Raw genomic sequence first — 17,182 nt, forward strand, 5'->3', positions numbered from 1 at the left:
ACACCTCCCTTTCAGATTCGCAACAGGGGATCCAGTTCTCCGCGCCGATCGAGGGCCAGCAGGTCGTCGCAGCCACCGATGTGACGCTGGGCGATGAAGATTTGTGGCACAGTACGCCGACCTGCGGCACGTTGGATCATTTCTGCACGACGATGCGGCTCCTGGTCCACCCAGATGATCTGCGCCACGACATGTTTCTGTTGCAGCAAGGCCAGAGCGCGCCGGCAGTACCCGCAGGCATGGGTCGCATAGACGATGACTTCCGCCATTACTTTTCCACCGGCAGGCCGGCGCTCCGCCATGCCTGAATCCCACCCTTGAGACTGTACACCTTCTGAAAACCCGCCTTGTGCAGGATCGACGCCGCCCGTGCCGAGCGCATGCCGCTGGCGCACTGGCAAATCACGTGATGCTCCTGATGCTTTTCCAGATCCTTGAGATACTTGTTCAATTCACCGACCGGGATGTGCTTGGCCGCAGAGAGATGGCCACGTGACCATTCATTCTGCTCACGCACATCGATCACCAAGGCATCATGCTGATTGATGAGCTGCACAGCACGCTCCGGGGTGATCTCTTCGACACCCGCCAGTTTGCGGCTGAGTGGCCCCTTGAAAATCAGTACGAGAAAGCCCAGGGCCAGCAAGAGCAGGGGCCAATGGGTAGACAACTCCGCGCCGATGTTCACTACTTATCTCCCACAGCTAGGGGAATCGCTGACTCCCAGTTTATGCAGGATATTCACCAGCGGACAGAAGCCCGAGATGCCACTCTGGAAAAGGTTAAACCCAACAAAAAGGGTGAATACCAAAAACCACTCACTCACAAAGATCGGGCTGCTCGGTGCGCCCAGGGCAACACTCAGGAATACAAAGGCACCCGCCACCACCCGAACCCAATTTTCTGTCGTCATTTCAGGAAACCTCCGGCGTTTTGCGCTCCAAATGTCGTTCCCACAGGAAGTAAAGCAGCGGGATCACGATCAGTGTCAACATGGTGGAGGCGAAGGTGCCAAAAATCAAGGACACTGCCAGACCACCGAATACCGGATCGCTGACCATGATCGCCGAGCCGAACATGATGGCCAGCGCCGTCAGCAGAATCGGGCGAAACCGCACGGCACCGGCCTCGATCACGGCTTCGTCCAAGGGGTATCCCTCGCGCCGGTACTCGATGATGAAATCGATCAACAACAGAGAGTTACGCACCACCACCCCCGCCAGGGCAATGACGCCAATCATCGAGGTGGCGTTGAACGGCGTATTCAGCAGCCAATGACCGGGGAAGACGCCGATCAGGGTCAGAGGAATCGCACCCATGACAATGATCGGCATGATGAAGGACTGATAGTACGCCACCAGCATGAGGTAAATGAACACCAGGGCAACGATGAATGCCGCCCCCAGATCGCGAAAGACGTCCAGGGTGAGGCGCATGTCACCGCCCCATAGGATCTGGTAATGGGTAATGTCATTCGGCTGCGCCGGCATGAAACCCAGGTTACCCGTATACAGGTGCACGCCGTCCAGAGTTTTGCCATTGAGCATGTTGTTGAGCGTATAGGTGGCATAGACCGGACTGGAACCCAGCAAATCTCCGGTCACGTAGACCACCTCGTGCTGATCACGATCGACAATCGGCTTGGCTTGGGTAGTTTTCTCAATGGTAACGATGCTCGCCAGCGGCACCTGTTTCCCTGCCTGATTGCGGACGCGCAGACTCAATATCTGCGACTCCCAGGCACGATCAGCGGGAGATACCCGAAGAATGATATCCACTGGTTCGCGCGCGCTCGGGACAGCGATGGTGCCGATCTTGGTCCCGGCGATGTAATCGTGTACCAGTTCCGCCACCTGTGCGGGCGCGACCCCCGCCAGCAACGCCTTTTCCGTCAGAACGTGAATGCGATATTCGGGGACCGTCCCGGTGACTGAGTCGTCGACATTGATCATGTCGTAGACCTTGCGGAAACGCTCTTCGACCTGCCCCGCCAGCTGCCGCAGCTTGTCATAGTCGGGCCCATAGAGCTCTGCCACCACCTGGGCACGTACAGGTGGCCCCGGTGGCACCTCGAAGAGCTTGATCACCGTACCCGGAAAGCGCTGCTCCAGTGGAGCAATCTTTTTGTAGATATCGACACTGACCGCATGGGACATCGGGCGCTCGCTGCGCGGCACGAGGTTGACTTGGATCTGCGCATAATTGCTGCCTTTGCGCATCATGTCGCCACGCACCAGTCCGGCAAAGTCCACCGGCGCGGATCGCCCTACATAGTTCTGGAAATTTTCGACGTACGGATTCTGCGCCAGTACCTGCCCCACCGCCTGCACCACTCGCCCGGTTTGGGCGAGCGCCGTCCCCGCGGGGGTATCGACCTGGATCATGAAGTCACTGACATTGCCCGCCGGCAACATCTTGACGTTGACCCCCAAGGCGCTCAGAGGACCATTCATACCGGAGGGCCGGACAAACTGCCACGCCGGCATCAACATCACGAGGAACAGCAATACGATGACTACCAAAAAAAAGAGATTGCGCCGCCCACTGGAACGCAACAAGGGCGTGAAGACCCGCAGATACGCGCGCTGCAAGACATCGCGCTGCGCGTGCCCATCGTCATGCTGCTGCACCGCGGCATGACGCTCGGCCTTGCCACGCAGGAAGCGGTAGGCCCCCCAGGGAACCACGGTGTAGGCGAGCAACACCGACGCGATCATGGCAATGGGAACGAAGATCGGGATAGGCAGCATGAACGGCCCCATCATGCCGGTAACGAAGGCCATCGGCACGAAGGCGAGGATCACCGCCAGGGTCGCAATATTGGTCGGATTGCCGATCTCGTTGGTGGCGAGCACCACCTTATCGGCAAAGCTGTGCCTTTCCCCGCCATGACTGAGGTGGCGATGGATATTTTCGATGACGACGATGCCACCATCGACCAGGAGGCCCAGGGACAGGATAAGAGCGAACAAGGTAATACGGTTGATGGTCTGTCCAAGGATCCAGCCAATCCCGAGAACCACTCCCAGGGTAAGGGGCACGGTAAGGATGACGATAGCGGCCTCGCGCCAACCCAAAAAGATCAGCAGAATGACGGCGACCACGCCCACTGCGATACTCAGATGCTCAAAGAGCGTGCTCACCGCGTCATCGGCGCGCGCGCCGTAATCGCGAGTGACGGATACATGCACTCCCTGCGGAATGGCTTCTGTCTCCAGGCGTTGTAATTTGGCCTTGAGGGCATCGGCAACGACCACGGCATTGGTTCCCGGTCGTTTGGCCAGAGTGATGGTGACTGCAGGCATGCTGGTACCGGCGGGTAGCCCGAGATCATTGGCCGGACCGGTGTTGTCGGTCACCAGGGTATTCGTTTCCGCCGCCCCTTCTTCCACCCGCGCCACGTCATGCAGATAGATCGGCCGGTTGTCATGGGAGCCGATGATCACATCACCTACCGCCGAGGCCGAACCAAGCGCCGCGTTGACGCGCAGGGGAATGCGCTGATTATCGGCAACCAGATGCCCTGCGGGCATCACCAGGTTACTGCCCTGCAACGCCTGCTTCAGTTGCGGCAGGCTTACCCCGCTACTAGCCAGCTTTTGCGGATCGATCCAGATATTCACCGCCTCTTGGGCACCACCAATCAGCTCGGCATTGGCTACGTCAGGCACATTCTGCAACTGATCCATGACGCGCATGGCCACGGCACGCAGTTGTACCTGATTCAAATGTGAGGAACTCAAGGTGACATCGAGGATAGGGACATCGTTGATGCCGATGGACTTGACCAGCGGCTGCATGGTCCCGGGCGGCATGCGGTCGATGTTGCGGCTGAGCTGATTGTAGAGCTCGAGGAGACTCTTTTCCTCATTGGCACCCACCTGGAACTGCACGGTGACGATGCCCATGTCATTCACTGCATAGCCGTAAGTATGATGCACGCCGGGCAGAGAGGCCATCAGGGCCTCCAGCGGGCGCACTACGAGATTATGCACTTCCTCGCTGTTGGAGCCCGGACGCATGACGAAGATCTCCGCAGCCGGCACCACGATTTCCGGGTTATACAGGCGCGGAGTCACGAGCACCGCCATCGCCCCGAACAGGGCAATGGCCAGCATGATCAATACCGTGATCTTGGAACGGTAAAAGCCGCTGGCCAGGCGACCGGCCAGATTCATCTTTGCTACATTCTCAGTCATGCGCAGCCCCGGCACTCTCGATCCGGTCGCCGTTGTCGACGGCTTCGATGTTGCTAACGACGATTCGCTCGCCGGCGCTCAAGCCCGCCAGGATTTGCACCTGATCACCAATCTTTTGCCCCGGACGCACCATGCGATACTCTGCCACGCCCTGGGAATTAACGACGAAGACACCGGGGATACCCGCCCGGTTGAGCAACGCGCCCCGCGGAATACGCAGTGTCGTTGTTTCTCCGACCTGGGGAATCTGTACCTGCACAAAAGCCCCAGCCTGGATGTCACTGCCCGCAGGCAGGCTCAGTTTTACCAGATGGCTGTGGGTCACCGGATCGGCTACGGGTACCAGGTCGCGCACCGTCGCCCTGAGCGACTTGCCATCGTAGTCCACGACCAGCCGTTGACCCATATGGAGAGTGGCAAAGGTAGCGCTACCGACATTGCAATCGACTTCAAGCTGCTGCGGATTGGCCAGGGCCAGAACCGGATGACCGGGGGCAACCAGGTCACCATTTTGCAGATACTTCTGCGTGATCACACCGGCAAACGGCGCCCTTACCCAAGCATAGCGCAACTGGGCGGCAGCACTGCCAGTGCCAGCGCGCGCCGCGGCAACCTGCGCTTTGGCCATCTGGTATTGACTCTGTACCTGATCCCACTGCTTTTGCGGAATGGCCTGGGCCTCGTAGAGCTTCTTGAAGCGCTCATAATTGGACTGCGCATTGGCAAAATTGGCCTCGGCCTGGGCGAGGCTCGCCTGCGCCTGCGCCACTTGACTATCGACATCCGCTGGATCCACCTGAAAGAGCAACTGGCCCGCACGTACGGACTCACCCACATGTACCTGCAGACCACGTAGATAGCCGCTCAAACGTGAACCCAACTGTATCTGCTGACTGGCCATGACCGTGCCCGGCACAGTCTCATAGCCAAGCCCCTTGCCAGCTGCGAGGGTCAGGGTCTGTGCCCGCACCAACTCGCCAGCAGCGCCGACATGGGGCGGCTTCTGTCCACAACCGGCCAAGCCCAAACTCAAGATGATTCCGACCGTCAAAAACTGTTTCTTCACTTGGTTTCTCCCGTCGTTGCAGCACCGGTCAGCGTCTGTATATCCATTTTGCCCAAGGCGAGCAGAAGTGCACCACGTTCCACGGCCTCTGCATAGCGCGCCTGGACCAGCTCCGCGCGCGACTGATCAAGGGAAGCCTGGCCACGCAACAGGCCGGTCAAGGTTTCAACGCCATTCTGGTAGCGCAAGCGCACCAGACGTTGCGCTTCCTCACTCTGGCGCACCGCCAACTTCCGGGCCTTGACGCGCTGCGACGCGAGCTTCGTAGCCAGGAGGGACTTCTGTAACTGCAGCCGGGTATCGTCCTGGGCCTTTTGCAGATTGGCCAATGCCACTTGCACCTTCGCCTGGGCGGCATCCATCTGCCCGGAGCGCGACAAATCCAGCAGATTCCACGAAATCTGCCCGCCCACTGTGTAGGAAGGCACTGCATTGCCCAGGGTCGTACCGTTCCACTCCTGCTTGGCCATAGCATTGACATGGGGGAGATAGGCAGCACGGGCAACACCGATACCTGCTCGCGCGGCCCTGACTTTTTCCTGCAGGGCACGAATACCGGGATTGTTGGCAATGGCCTCTTGCTCCAGGGCGTAGGTATCACCGGCAGGCTGTGGTGGTAACACCGGGGCATCCACCTGGATCGGGGTCGAGATCGGCTGACCGATCAGCAACGCCAAATTGGCACGTGCATTGGCGACATTGTCCTTGGCCTGTTGCACTGCCAACACTGCCTCTTCCTGGTGCACTTGCGCCGACAACAGATCACTTTTCACCACGACACCTTGGTCCAGCAATTGTTGTGTGGTCTTGACATAGTTGTCGGCAGCACGCAGTGCCTTTTCTGCGACTTCCTGACCCGCCTTGGCGGCAATCAGTCCGTCATAGGCCTGCAGCACGGTGAAGGTGAGCTTCTGCTGAGCAAATTGGTCTCCCGCCTGCGCCGCACGCAACATCGCCTCCGCTTCGCTGATGCCACTGCGCACCGCGCCACCATTCCAGATCGGGATGGCGAGGGAGATCTCGGTGCCAAGATTGTGATAACCGCCCGGATGATCGAGATTGTTGGGCGCAGTATAAAGAGACTGCGGTTCGGAAGGATTGAACTGGCTGGCGCCAAAGTCGTTGAAAGTAGCGACGCGCTGCGAGAGCTTCATGCCAAAAACGGTCAGGGCGTTGTTCGACTGCACCCCGGAAAAACTCGCCGTAAGTTTCGGCAGCAGGTTACCATCGGCGGAGCTCAGCGCTCCCTTGGCCTCGGCTGCCTGGGCTTCGGCCAGCAGGGCCTCGGGGTTACGCTTCTGTGCGTCCTGCACGCACTGGGCAAAATCAATGGCATAGACTGCAGGGGCAGCGACAGATGTCAGCAGGGCGGCCATGATGGCAGCCCAGGGACGTCGGCGATTCCAGCAGCAATAATCTTTCTTCATCTGTTGACCTCTGCCAAAAGAGGCACAAGCGCTAAAGCAGATTAGTATATTATAATATTCTTCGAATGAAAAGCGTCGGCACTAGTGGATGCTACAGAACACCTCACTCATCATCGAGATCAGGCGCAGGGTGCGCGGATCACCAACCCGGTAATATACCTTATTGGCATCCTTGCGCGCCTTGAGGATGTCCTTTTCGCGCAGGATCGCCAGGTGCTGAGAGATATTGCTTTGCGTAGTGCCCACGGCAGCCACGATATCCTGCACACTCATCTCCTCCGAGCCCAAAACGCAGAGCACCTTGAGGCGCAAGGGATGGGCCATAGCCTTGAGCGAGCGTGATGCCTGCTCGATATCTTCTTCGCGGGTGGGTAGGTCTTCCATTCTTGATCCTCTAATCGTCAGCGTTTACCAGGTCTCGGTCGTTACATTCTGAACCACAACCGATCACCTTGCCTTTTCTCGGTTATCTTCTATAGAATGGAGCATTCGCGGGTGTAGTTCAATGGTAGAACCTGAGCTTCCCAAGCTCATGACGTGGGTTCGATTCCCATCACCCGCTCCATTTCTTGCTCCCCTCATCAGTACAGGGGCTTATCCAGGCGCCCGAGAATCTCATCTACCCGTTGCTTGACGGTATCCGTCATCTGGATCGGCGTGCCCCATTCCCGCGTCGTTTCGCCGGGAAGCTTGTTGGTGGCATCAAAGCCGACCTTTCCCCCCAGACCCGCCACCGGCGAGGCAAAATCGAGATAATCGATCGGGGTATTTTCCACCAGCAGGGTGTCGCGCACCGGGTCCATGCGCGTGGTCATGGCCCAGATCACATCGGGCCAGCTGCGGGCATCCACATCCTCGTCCACCACAATGATGAACTTGGTGTACATGAACTGCCGCAGAAACCCCCATACCCCGAACATCACTCGCTTGGCATGACCGGGGTAGCCTTTGCGAATCCGCACCACCGCCAGCCGGTAGGAACAACCTTCTGGCGGCAGATAAAAATCGAGAATCTCTGGATACTGCTTTTGCAGGAGCGGGACAAAGACTTCGTTGAGGGCAACTCCCAGAATTGCCGGTTCGTCCGGAGGCCGTCCGGTGTAGGTGCTGTGGTAGATGGGATTCTCCCGATGCGTCAGACGCTCGACGGTCAGCACCGGGAACTTCTCGGTCTCGTTGTAATAGCCCGTGTGATCCCCAAACGGACCCTCCACAGCGAAATCCTCCGCGTAGATGTGCCCCTCCAGAATCAGCTCCGCGCGCGCTGGGACCTGCAGGGGTACGCTCAGAGCGTTGGCCAGCTCAGTACGACCACCGCGCAGTAATCCGGCAAACTGGTGCTCGGATATCGTATCGGGGATGGGGATGACCGCCGCAAGAATGGTCGCGGGATCGGCGCCGAAGGCGACGGCTACCGGAAAAGGCCGACCTGGATTCTGCCGCTGAAATTCGCGCAGATCCTGCGCTCCGCCGCGATGCGCCAGCCAGCGCATGATGACACGGTTGCGGCCGATCCGCTGCTGTCGGTAGATGCCCATGTTGGCGCGCTTTTTAAGCGGTCCTTTGGTAATCGTCAGGCCCCAGGTGAGGAGTGGCCCGACATCGCCCGGCCAGCAGGTCTGCACCGGCCATTTTTCCAGATCGATCTCGTCTCCCTGCAGGACTACCTCTTGGCACGGCGGGCGCGACAAGGTCGTCGGCGCCATGTGCAGGACTTTCCGCAAGGTGGGGAGCTTGTTCCACAGGTCGCGGATCCCTTTGGGCGGATCGGGCTCTTTCAAGTAGGCGAGCAGGCGCCCGATCTCCCGCAAATCCTCAAGAGACTCTCCGCCCATTCCCAGAGCCACGCGCCGAGTGGTACCGAAGAGATTGCCGAGCACCGGGATCTCATACCCAGCGGGACTCTCAAAGAGGACGGCCGGACCACCAGCGCGCAGGCTGCGATCGCAGATTTCTGTCATTTCCAGCCGGGGGGAGACCGGCTCGCGGATGCGGCGTAATTCCCCGCGAGATTCCAGGTCGTTTATGAAGGCACGCAGGTCAATGTAGCTCATCGGTCAATGCTAGCCCATGAGCGCTATTTTGTCTCCTCTCCGGGCTCCTCCCGAGCCACCAAGAAGGCACTGTCGTCGATCGCCAGCGTGCTGGTGGCACGCAGATCAATAGCCTCGTGCCCACTGATGTATTCTTCTGCAAGAGCGGTCAGGCATGCCACTTCATCCGCATTAACCGGCGCAAAGCCGGAGAAGCCAATGTCCTGCAGCAAGCGCCGCCCAGCTTCGCTTTGTTCCATGTTGCACAAGGTCGTACACAATGCGTCTTGCAACTGGGCCAGACGTGGCGAAATACAAAAGGCATGAAACGCAAAGGCATCATCGGACTGTGCGATAACCTGCAAACTCTCCTGGGTGATTCGACTGGCACTGGAGTAGACTTCATCAAACACGAAGGCCAAGTCGACCCGCCCCTGCAAGAGACTTTTCAGCGCCGCCTGGTAGCTGCCGGTAAAGGTGAAATCGAGACGGGCGCGATCGATTTCTGCTTTATCCAGAAGAAACAGGCCAACCATGTGTACCAGAGTGGCATCACTCGCGGAAGCGATATGGATCCGTTCCGGCAGGGAGGCGAAATCTACCCACGGGGAGCCCTTGCGGGAACACAACAGCACTTCGTCGAAGTGCTCTTTAGGCTTTGCCACAGGGATAAATCCTTTCTTTTCGACGTACTGCACCCAGTCGAAAGGGTTGGCATATACTAGATCGATTCCCCCCTGCAGAACGGCGTTTCTCCCTCGCGCAAAATCGTCCTGAGGCGAAAAGTGCAGACTGCAATGCAACTGTCGCTGCAGATAGGTACTCATCAGGAACCAGCCTGGAAGATTCTTTCCAGAGTAATTTGGGTCTACGGTAAAGCCGTACATCAGATATCAAAGTCCACAGGAATTTCTCCCAGAATATTCAAATGAATGTTAAATGGCGTCATGTACTTCATGGCCGTCATCATCGACCCCTTGAACTTCAATTTACGGCTCATCAGTGCCGACTTTCCGGTAATTTCACCCGCAAGAATCTTCTTCCAGTTTTCCATGCTGGCCCACATGATGAAATCTCGGCGCCGTCCATCGGAGGGGCCAGCATAGATCACCTTACCGGCCTTGCAGAAGAGCATCACATGCGGAATATCGGGTCGATCCTCAATATAATACTCCCAAGTGCCGTTGAAATTCCTCAGGTCCTTTTGAATTTCCGGATGGGTATCCCATTGCTTGCCCACCAGACGAATCCACTCTGTACTCATGAATTTCGCGGCCATCGGCCCCTCCAAATATAAGCATATAATAATTGTCTTCAGATATTCTGACTGACTACCAATGCTTATTTAGCCGACATTTCCATTCCTGCCAAGAGCTGCTGTAGAATAGCTCCCGCCAGATATACCCCAAACAAGGCTGGCATGTAAGAGATCGTGCCATTCACTGTCTTCGGTCTGCCGCCGGGACCGTGATCCGGCGCCTCGCGCGGGGCAGCGGGTCGGGGACGTTCGCGCGAGTATACCGCCCACAGATCGAGAGACGCGCCGGCATGACGCAATAGGCCGCGCAACTCCCGCGCCAGAGGACAACCCTCGGTCTGGTTCAGCCGCGCCATACGTACCTGGCCCGGATCGAGCCGATTCCCTGCCCCCATGCTCGCGTAGATCTGCATGTTCAGCCCTTGCGCTGCCTGAATCAGTGCCGCCTTGCAGGCAATGGCGTCGATGCAGTCAGCGAGCACCGTGGCACCACTTTGGGCAAGGAGATCCCGTACATTGTCCGCCTGGAGAAAAATCTGCCATGCATCGACCTGACAATCGGGCGCGATATCGGCAATCCGCTTAGCCATGACTTCGACCTTGGGTAGCCCCTGCGTGCTGTGCAACGCCACAAGTTGACGATTGAGATTACTCAGACCAACGCAGTCATGGTCTACCAGGGTCAGGCGCCCCACCCCGGCACGCGCCAGATTCTCGGCAACGTAGGCGCCAACCCCGCCCAAGCCCGCGATAAAGACATGACTGGCGGCCAGTCGCGCGACGCCTTCCTCACCAATCAGGATACGAGTCCGTAGCGAGGCATTATTTGACATGCTGTTTCTCCAATCGGGGAAAGACTCGCAGAGTATTCGCTGTGCAGATTTCTGCAAGTTGTTCCGGTGCCTCCTGCCGCAGCTCTGCTGCAATAGTGAGGATTTCTGTCAGGTGGGCCGGCTCATTGCGTTCCCCAAACCGCGCGTGCGGTGTCTGAAACGGAGCGTCGGTTTCGAGGAGGATGGCATCCGCTGGCAAGGCAGTGAGCACGCGCCGCAAACGCTGCGCTCGGGGATGGGTCATGGCTCCCCCGAAACCCAAATGCAAGCCCAGGTCGATAGTCTTGCGAGCCTGTTCGTAGCTACCGGAAAAACTATGCAGCACACCAGCGACCGGCCGATGTCGACGCAGCAGCTGCAACAATTCCTCCGTGGTTTTTCGCGCATGGAGGACCACTGGCAGGCCGAGGGAGCGGGCAATGGCCAACTGCCGTTCCAGGATGGGTAATTGCTGCGCGAGGTCCGGCGAGTCCGCGCCGCGATCCAAGCCCACTTCTCCCAAAGCCACCGCATTTTCGAGCAACGCCTCCAGGCGCTCCCAGTCCCCCGCGCGCAGATCGGCGAGAAAGCCGGGATGCACACCGAAGGCTGCAGCTACTCCCGGCTCTGCCCCGCGCAGGGAATCCAGGCGCGACCAATAGAGGGGACTGTAGGCTGGCACGACCCAAGCTTGCACTCCGGCGGCACGGGAGCGCGCCAGAACCGCGACGCGATCCGGCGCAAAATCCTCGTGGTCGAGATGACAGTGACTGTCGATAAGCAAAAGCCGAACCTCAATATTTGACAAGATACCGATTAGTAGGTATTTAAACCTCTATGAGTACAGTCACCGTCAGAAAAATCCGTAATCCCGAGCAGACGCGCACCGACCTGCTCGCGGCAGCGTATACAGAAATCCTGGAAAGCGGCTTTCAGGCTGCCAGCCTGGACCGCATCTTGGCCAAGACCTCGGTGAGCAAAGGCGCACTCTACCATCATTTTGGCACCAAGCAGGAGCTAGGTCTCGCGGTGGTTGAAGACGTGATTGCGCCGCAATTGGCCGAGCGTTGGTTTGTTCCCCTGCAGCAGACCACAGAGCCCGTTCCTTGCCTGCAACAGTTGCTGGCGGAAAAGATCGATGCTGCCGACGAGCAGTTACTGCGCTATGGCTGTCCGCTGAACAATCTCATGCAGGAGATGAGTCCGTTGGATGAGAATTTCCGCCAGGGCCTGCAACGTATCCTTGATGAATGGACCCAGGTGATCAGCGATGCCCTGACGCGCGGCCAGCAACAAGGAAATGTGCACCGGGATGTGAATCCGATGAAGGCAGCGCTGTTTATTGTTGCAGCCATTGAGGGTTGCGTCGGTCTGGGGAAAAACGCGCAATCGCTGCAGAGCTACCGGACCTGTCTCGGACAACTGCAACAGTATATCGGCACCCTCGCAGCCTGATTGGGATTTGCGTGGATACCGATTGGTCGGTATCCTTTTTTCCGTCTTTCCCCACGCAGAGGAGTGAATGCCAATGTCGCAGGTCAAATCCGAGTGGTTGCAAATTTCTCCCGAACTTCGTGCCTACTATTCGCGCCCCGACGGCTCTGGACCGTTCCCGCTGATCCTGGTTTTTATTGAGGCCTTTGGCGTCAATGAGCATTTTGAGGATGTCGCACAGCGCCTAGCAAAGGAAGGCTACGCGGCCATCGTCCCAGACATCTACCATGGCAAGGTCTATGATTACCAGGACTTTCAGAATGCCATCGGGCACCTGCGCACCCTGAAAGACGATGTCGTCATGAAAGAGGCGCAGGCTAGCATTGCGGCCGCGCAGGAGCGTCCGGAGGTGGCCGCAGGCAAGATCGGCATCGTCGGCTTTTGCATGGGTGGGCGCTATACCTTCCTCGCCAATGCGGCACTGGCCGAGCACGCAGCCGTGGCGGTGGCCTTTTACGGCGGCGGCATCGCCCCGGAATCCGACCCCGCCGGGCGTCCGCCCTTGCTGGATCATGTGCCGGCCATGCGCGCCCCAATTACCTTGCTCTATGGTGCCGAAGATCAGTCGATCCTGCCCGACGAACACGCCCGCATCGTCGCGGCTCTCAGCCATGCGAAAAAGCGCTATACCCTTAGCGTTTTCCCCGGCGCACCGCACGGCTTTTTCAGCGATCGCCGCGACAGCTATCGGCCGGAAGTGGCGGCCGAGGCCTGGCAGATTACCCTCAATGAATTCTCCAAGCACTTGGGGGCGAAGCAGTGAGTAACTTGTTATTTACGCCCTGGAAGTTGCGCAGTGTGGTCCTGCGCAATCGCATCATCGTGGCGCCCATGTGTCAGTATTCCACCCCAGATGGTGTCGCGCGGGACTGGCACATGGTACATCTGGGCAGCCGGGCGGTCGGCGGTGCCGGTATGGTGATGGTCGAGGCCTCGGCGGTCAGTCCCGAAGGGCGCATCTCGCCGGACGACCTGGGTATCTGGAATGATGCCCAGAGCGCAGCGCTACGCCCCATCGTCAGCTTTATTCAGGCCCAGGGCGCCGTGGCCGCCATCCAGATTGCCCATGCCGGACGCAAGGCATCGACTGCGGCCCCCTTTTATGGCGGCGCGCCGATTCCTCCTGACGACGAACGAGGCTGGCAGCCCATCGGGGCAAGCCCCCTGCCCTTCAGCCCGCAGCACACGGTTCCTGCGGAGATGTCAGTAAAAGATATGGAACGCGTGCGTGATGACTTTGTTGCTGCCGCCGAGCGCGCCCATGCAGCGGGCTTTTCAGTACTCGAACTGCATATGGCGCACGGCTATCTGCTGCACAGTTTTCTTTCGCCTATCAGTAATCATCGGCAGGATCGCTATGGTGGTAGTCTGGAAAACCGCCTGCGCTTTCCTCTCGAAGTGGCACGGGCAGTGCGCGCCGTCTGGCCCGAGGAACTACCGCTCTGGACCCGCATATCGGCGACGGACTGGGTGCCCGGCGGCTGGGACAGCGAGCAGTCTGTCGCTCTGGCTACTGAACTGAAAAAAATAGGCGTGGACGTCATCGACTGCAGCAGTGGCGGCATGACCCCGGATGCCCAGATCCCGGCGGGCCCGGGATTTCAAGTACCTTTTGCCGAGCGCATTCGGCGCGAGCTGCAGATACCAACAGTAGCGGTTGGCCTGATCACCGAACCGATGCAGGCTGAGCAGATATTGGTCACCGGACAGGCGGATGCCGTCGCCCTGGCGCGGGAGCTCCTGCGCAACCCCTATTGGCCACTACAGGCCGCCCACGCCTTGGGCGTAGACTGGAGCTGGCCGCCGCAGTACGATCGCGCCAAACCCAGCCGCTAGGCTACGGGTAGTCTGACCGGGGAGGATAGTTCTCCCCGGTTTTCCTCTGTAGCACAAGGCTTTTTACCGATGCGCTCCCGTGAAACCTATCTGGCTTTCGCCGCGATTTTCCTCATCGCCCTTATCTGGGGTTACAACTGGGTAGTGATGAAGGTCGCGTTGCAAGACAGTGCGCCACTGCTCTTTGCCGCTCTACGAGTAGTTCTCAGCGCGCCGGTTTTGTTGCTGTTCCTGATCTTGCAGAAGCGCCCCCTGGCGCTACCACCACTAATCTATATTATACCATATGGACTGTTGCAGAGCACCGGCTTTGTCGGCGCTACCCTGCTAGCACTGGAATACGCCGGAGCGGGCAAAACCGCGATCCTGGTCTACATGATGCCGATCTGGCTAATGCTGCTCGCCTGGCCGGTACTGGGAGAACGGCTGCAGGGGCTGCAGATCCCCGCGCTGGTGTTGGCGCTACTTGGGCTCGTGGTCATTCTGGAGCCTTGGCAGACAGGTCACTCTCCTTGGCAGGGTTCGTTCTTTGCGATTTTGTCAGGGGTTTCCTGGGCGGCATCAGCGATCTGGCACAAACGCTTCATGCCCAAGGGTCAGGATCTGATCACCGCAACCTTCTGGCAGGCCTCCATCGGCGGTCTCGTACTCCTCATCGCAGCACTGCTGCTGGAGGGATGGCAGGTGCAGTGGACGGGCCCCTTTATCGCTGCCCTGGCGTACAACGCCGTTCCCGGGACCGCTCTTGCCTATGTGCTCTGGCTCTTTGCCTTGCGCCATCTCCCTTCGGGAGTGGCAGGCATCGCCACCCTCCTTGCCCCTCTCATTGGTGTTCTGGCGGCCTGGCTACAACTGGGCGAACGTCCCAGCCTTTGGGAGGCCATGGGCATGGCAGCCATTTTCTCCGCGCTCCTCCTGGTCAGCTGGCAACACCTGCGACCCAAGGACAACAGCATTGCGGTGACGGCGCAGGAGTGAGGCAAACATCAAGATTCCATCAATTCGTCGACGAGCCTCGGGGAAACAAAGTCATTTAAATACGTCGCAAGACCTCATCGATTGGACTATTGGCCTCTTTCCTCATTTCCGCAGCCTTTTCAGTATCGTCAAGGGCAGACGTCCCCCCGGAACCACTATATCCAAGGCGTCTCCGGCAACATCCATTAAGAAATCCGGATCTTTCATCATGGATATTAACTCTTTCTTCATTCTACCACCACCAACGGTTTTTCCGTTAAGACCGTCCACCTCCAAAACCGCCGTTTTCTGATCCCAAAGACACTCAAAGGCATACACTGGATGGTAATAAAGGTAGACTTTCTTAAAGGTGACGGTATCACTCATTATCTCGCTGGCGTTCACAGAATGCGCGAGCTCTCTTTCTGTTAGATGAATAATTGTTGCGAGCTTTTTCTCCGGTTGCAGTAAAAGATTATCCTGCATCACCTCCTCAAAAGTCAACTCCTGCTGCTCAGATGAGTGTTTTTCTATATATTCCACCATTTCTCTTTTATTCACGTCTCTTGTAGTTCCATAAATATGAGAAATGTGAACCTTCTTATTATTACAATGCTCGGTTACCGGAATATGAATTTTTCGATCCTGCTTGACATCAAATCTGTTTCCATCAAACTCTATTGAATGAGCATCCGGATTTTTAATTTCAACGGAATATGAAGAAATAGACTTGAAACATATCTCTCTTTCCGCCTCTACATACCAGAATGGTTCATATCTTTTCTCCGAGTTAATGATTGTGACGCTCTCATTTGATGGACGCTTCCATACCTTCAACTTGTCCAGCATACCGAAAGCTGACACTTTACTATTTTCGGCGATCTGTCTCGCAGCCTTATCATCCAGTCGTTCTACCATTTTCAAATAACGTGAAAAATCATCAGAAAATTTTGTTTCCATCGTCTATCCCCTGAAACCAAAATAAGTTTTTTATTCTTTTCTGGACAAAAAATATGGCGATCAACTCGATGCGAGCATCTTACAGCCCATTTAATCCAGAAGAGAGAACCATCAGCCGATTACGAGTTTGAGAGATCAAGCACTGCAAGGAAATTCCTTGCCCAGGCTTGAGTACCTCTTGACTCTCACCGCAGTGCTTCCGCTTCTCAATAATCCACTGGATTTCTGATGATCTGAGTTTTTGTTTCTGCGCAAGATTTGCTTGATGCATCAGCGCATCGTAGCGCTCAGTCAACTGCCGAGTAACTTCGTTATATTCCTGCAGCGCCTGATCGTGCAAGTTTCCTTTCCCATTGTTCTCCAAGAGGTCTGGAGCATTGAGATACCTGGCGAAGTCTTCGGCCTTGGGTCCTGGTAACAATTCCCATCCGCCGAACTCTCGGTTCCACCGCCAACTCGCACTTGCACTATACCCGCAGGCCATGCATTTCGTGCTGCGAAAGCCAGCGAGCGTCAGTACCCCGTCCCGAATCTGAACGGACAGTGTCCCGTCCATCTCGCTGGCAGAAAATACTCGCCGCATAGCGCCATCACGATAACCATAGATTGCATAGCTGCTGGAGCCAGAATCACCACCGGTTGACCAGCCATAGGTGGCCAATTGATCATTAGGGCCAGGGATCAAATGCAACAATTTAAAATCGTACGCGGCCGTACCGGGAATGCTATTTTGCGCCGTCTCCGTGTAGGTAGCCCGCAGCTCGCCTCCCGCGACAACCTCAGCAACCGCATCACAGGTTCCATAGCTACCGGGCTTCTGAACAATACGCAAGAACTGCGGACCCGGCCAGGGTCCGAAATGAGCGGGAATCTGGGAGAGGATCCGCTGTGGGCAATCGATTGCCAACGAAGGAAGAGGAGTACAGAGACTCAAGAGCAACAAGCCGGCGAAATGCAGAAATTTGCGGCGCATAAAAACCTCGTTTTTAATCCCTGGCAACAGTTTACGACCACCTTGATCTACCCGCAATATCAATAACCCCACGTGTAGCAGCAAATTAGTAATGTCCGCTTTCGGCACGTTAGAAATGTCCGCCTGGAAGAGTAGAGAGGCAAGGACGAATGACGCAGGAGCGGATA

18 protein-coding genes and 1 tRNA gene are annotated in these 17,182 nt (G+C 57.3%); 5 read left to right on the forward strand and 14 right to left on the reverse strand.

Translation table 11 applies throughout. The annotated features are described in order from the left end of the window. Positions 1-11 precede the first annotated feature (11 nt). From grxC to AC2VNM_RS07615, 7 genes are all read right to left on the reverse strand, one after another. On the reverse strand, positions 12-269 hold the full coding sequence (gene grxC / locus AC2VNM_RS07585; protein WP_483166065.1) for a glutaredoxin 3: 258 nt from the start codon (positions 267-269) through the stop codon (positions 12-14). Further along, the gene (locus AC2VNM_RS07590) at positions 269-688 is read right to left on the reverse strand and encodes a rhodanese-like domain-containing protein (protein WP_483166064.1); all 420 of its coding nucleotides are present in this window, start codon (positions 686-688) and stop codon (positions 269-271) included. Before AC2VNM_RS07590 ends, grxC begins: the two co-directional genes overlap by 1 nt. A 3-nt stretch (positions 689-691) precedes the next feature. Beyond that, a complete protein-coding gene (locus tag AC2VNM_RS07595) occupies positions 692-913 on the reverse strand; it encodes a YgaP family membrane protein (RefSeq protein ID WP_483166063.1) in 222 nt (73 codons plus the stop codon). A 1-nt stretch (position 914) separates the two neighbouring features. Beyond that, on the reverse strand, positions 915-4,199 hold the full coding sequence (locus AC2VNM_RS07600) for an efflux RND transporter permease subunit (protein WP_483166062.1): 3,285 nt from the start codon (positions 4,197-4,199) through the stop codon (positions 915-917). Continuing rightward, positions 4,192-5,265: an efflux RND transporter periplasmic adaptor subunit gene (locus AC2VNM_RS07605; RefSeq protein WP_483166061.1), complete on the reverse strand. Its 1,074-nt coding sequence runs from the start codon at positions 5,263-5,265 to the stop codon at positions 4,192-4,194. Before AC2VNM_RS07605 ends, AC2VNM_RS07600 begins: the two co-directional genes overlap by 8 nt. After that, complete coding sequence (locus tag AC2VNM_RS07610; protein WP_483166060.1) at positions 5,262-6,692, reverse strand: TolC family protein; 1,431 nt, start codon at positions 6,690-6,692, stop codon at positions 5,262-5,264. Before AC2VNM_RS07610 ends, AC2VNM_RS07605 begins: the two co-directional genes overlap by 4 nt. 81 nt (positions 6,693-6,773) lie before the next feature. Beyond that, a complete protein-coding gene (locus AC2VNM_RS07615) occupies positions 6,774-7,076 on the reverse strand; it encodes an ArsR/SmtB family transcription factor (RefSeq protein WP_483166059.1) in 303 nt (100 codons plus the stop codon). A 107-nt stretch (positions 7,077-7,183) separates the two neighbouring features. Between AC2VNM_RS07615 and AC2VNM_RS07620 the strand changes: the two genes are divergently transcribed. After that, positions 7,184-7,257: transfer RNA gene (locus AC2VNM_RS07620), tRNA-Gly, on the forward strand. Between the two features lie 16 nt (positions 7,258-7,273). Here AC2VNM_RS07620 and ubiD read toward each other — a convergent pair. The 5 genes from ubiD to AC2VNM_RS07645 all read right to left on the reverse strand — a co-directional run bounded on the left by ubiD (position 7,274) and on the right by AC2VNM_RS07645 (position 11,579). After that, complete coding sequence (ubiD, locus tag AC2VNM_RS07625) at positions 7,274-8,746, reverse strand: 4-hydroxy-3-polyprenylbenzoate decarboxylase (protein WP_483166058.1); 1,473 nt, start codon at positions 8,744-8,746, stop codon at positions 7,274-7,276. A 23-nt stretch (positions 8,747-8,769) separates the two neighbouring features. Next, positions 8,770-9,612 carry a phosphate/phosphite/phosphonate ABC transporter substrate-binding protein gene (locus tag AC2VNM_RS07630; protein WP_483166057.1) on the reverse strand — a complete coding sequence of 281 codons (843 nt, stop codon included), beginning with the start codon at positions 9,610-9,612 and terminating at the stop codon, positions 8,770-8,772. Further along, a complete protein-coding gene (locus tag AC2VNM_RS07635; RefSeq protein WP_483166056.1) occupies positions 9,612-10,004 on the reverse strand; it encodes an SCP2 sterol-binding domain-containing protein in 393 nt (130 codons plus the stop codon). Before AC2VNM_RS07635 ends, AC2VNM_RS07630 begins: the two co-directional genes overlap by 1 nt. Before the next feature lie 62 nt (positions 10,005-10,066). Then, positions 10,067-10,816, reverse strand: a complete 750-nt coding sequence (locus tag AC2VNM_RS07640) for a tRNA threonylcarbamoyladenosine dehydratase (RefSeq protein WP_483166055.1) — start codon at positions 10,814-10,816, stop codon at positions 10,067-10,069. Continuing rightward, complete coding sequence (locus AC2VNM_RS07645) at positions 10,806-11,579, reverse strand: TatD family hydrolase (RefSeq protein ID WP_483166054.1); 774 nt, start codon at positions 11,577-11,579, stop codon at positions 10,806-10,808. The genes AC2VNM_RS07640 and AC2VNM_RS07645 overlap by 11 nt, the downstream gene beginning before the upstream one ends. Positions 11,580-11,632: 53 nt before the next feature. Between AC2VNM_RS07645 and AC2VNM_RS07650 the strand changes: the two genes are divergently transcribed. The 4 genes from AC2VNM_RS07650 to AC2VNM_RS07665 all read left to right on the forward strand — a co-directional run bounded on the left by AC2VNM_RS07650 (position 11,633) and on the right by AC2VNM_RS07665 (position 15,103). Then, positions 11,633-12,250, forward strand: coding sequence for a TetR/AcrR family transcriptional regulator (locus tag AC2VNM_RS07650; protein ID WP_483166053.1), 618 nt, complete (start codon positions 11,633-11,635; stop codon positions 12,248-12,250). 73 nt (positions 12,251-12,323) lie between these two features. Continuing rightward, the gene (locus AC2VNM_RS07655; RefSeq protein WP_483166052.1) at positions 12,324-13,052 is read left to right on the forward strand and encodes a dienelactone hydrolase family protein; all 729 of its coding nucleotides are present in this window, start codon (positions 12,324-12,326) and stop codon (positions 13,050-13,052) included. After that, positions 13,049-14,125 carry an NADH:flavin oxidoreductase/NADH oxidase gene (locus AC2VNM_RS07660; RefSeq protein WP_483166051.1) on the forward strand — a complete coding sequence of 359 codons (1,077 nt, stop codon included), beginning with the start codon at positions 13,049-13,051 and terminating at the stop codon, positions 14,123-14,125. The genes AC2VNM_RS07655 and AC2VNM_RS07660 overlap by 4 nt, the downstream gene beginning before the upstream one ends. 69 nt (positions 14,126-14,194) lie before the next feature. Beyond that, positions 14,195-15,103: a DMT family transporter gene (locus AC2VNM_RS07665; protein WP_483166050.1), complete on the forward strand. Its 909-nt coding sequence runs from the start codon at positions 14,195-14,197 to the stop codon at positions 15,101-15,103. A gap of 102 nt (positions 15,104-15,205) precedes the next feature. Here AC2VNM_RS07665 and AC2VNM_RS07670 read toward each other — a convergent pair whose 3' ends face one another. Then, entirely contained in the window at positions 15,206-16,042 is an 837-nt protein-coding gene (locus tag AC2VNM_RS07670; RefSeq protein ID WP_483166049.1) for a hypothetical protein, read from the reverse strand. A gap of 79 nt (positions 16,043-16,121) precedes the next feature. Further along, a partial coding sequence (locus AC2VNM_RS07675) for a lysozyme inhibitor LprI family protein (RefSeq protein ID WP_486913075.1) occupies positions 16,122-17,182 on the reverse strand: 1,061 nt, incomplete at its 5' end.

The organism is Acidithiobacillus sp. TH-A67 (assembly GCF_057473545.1).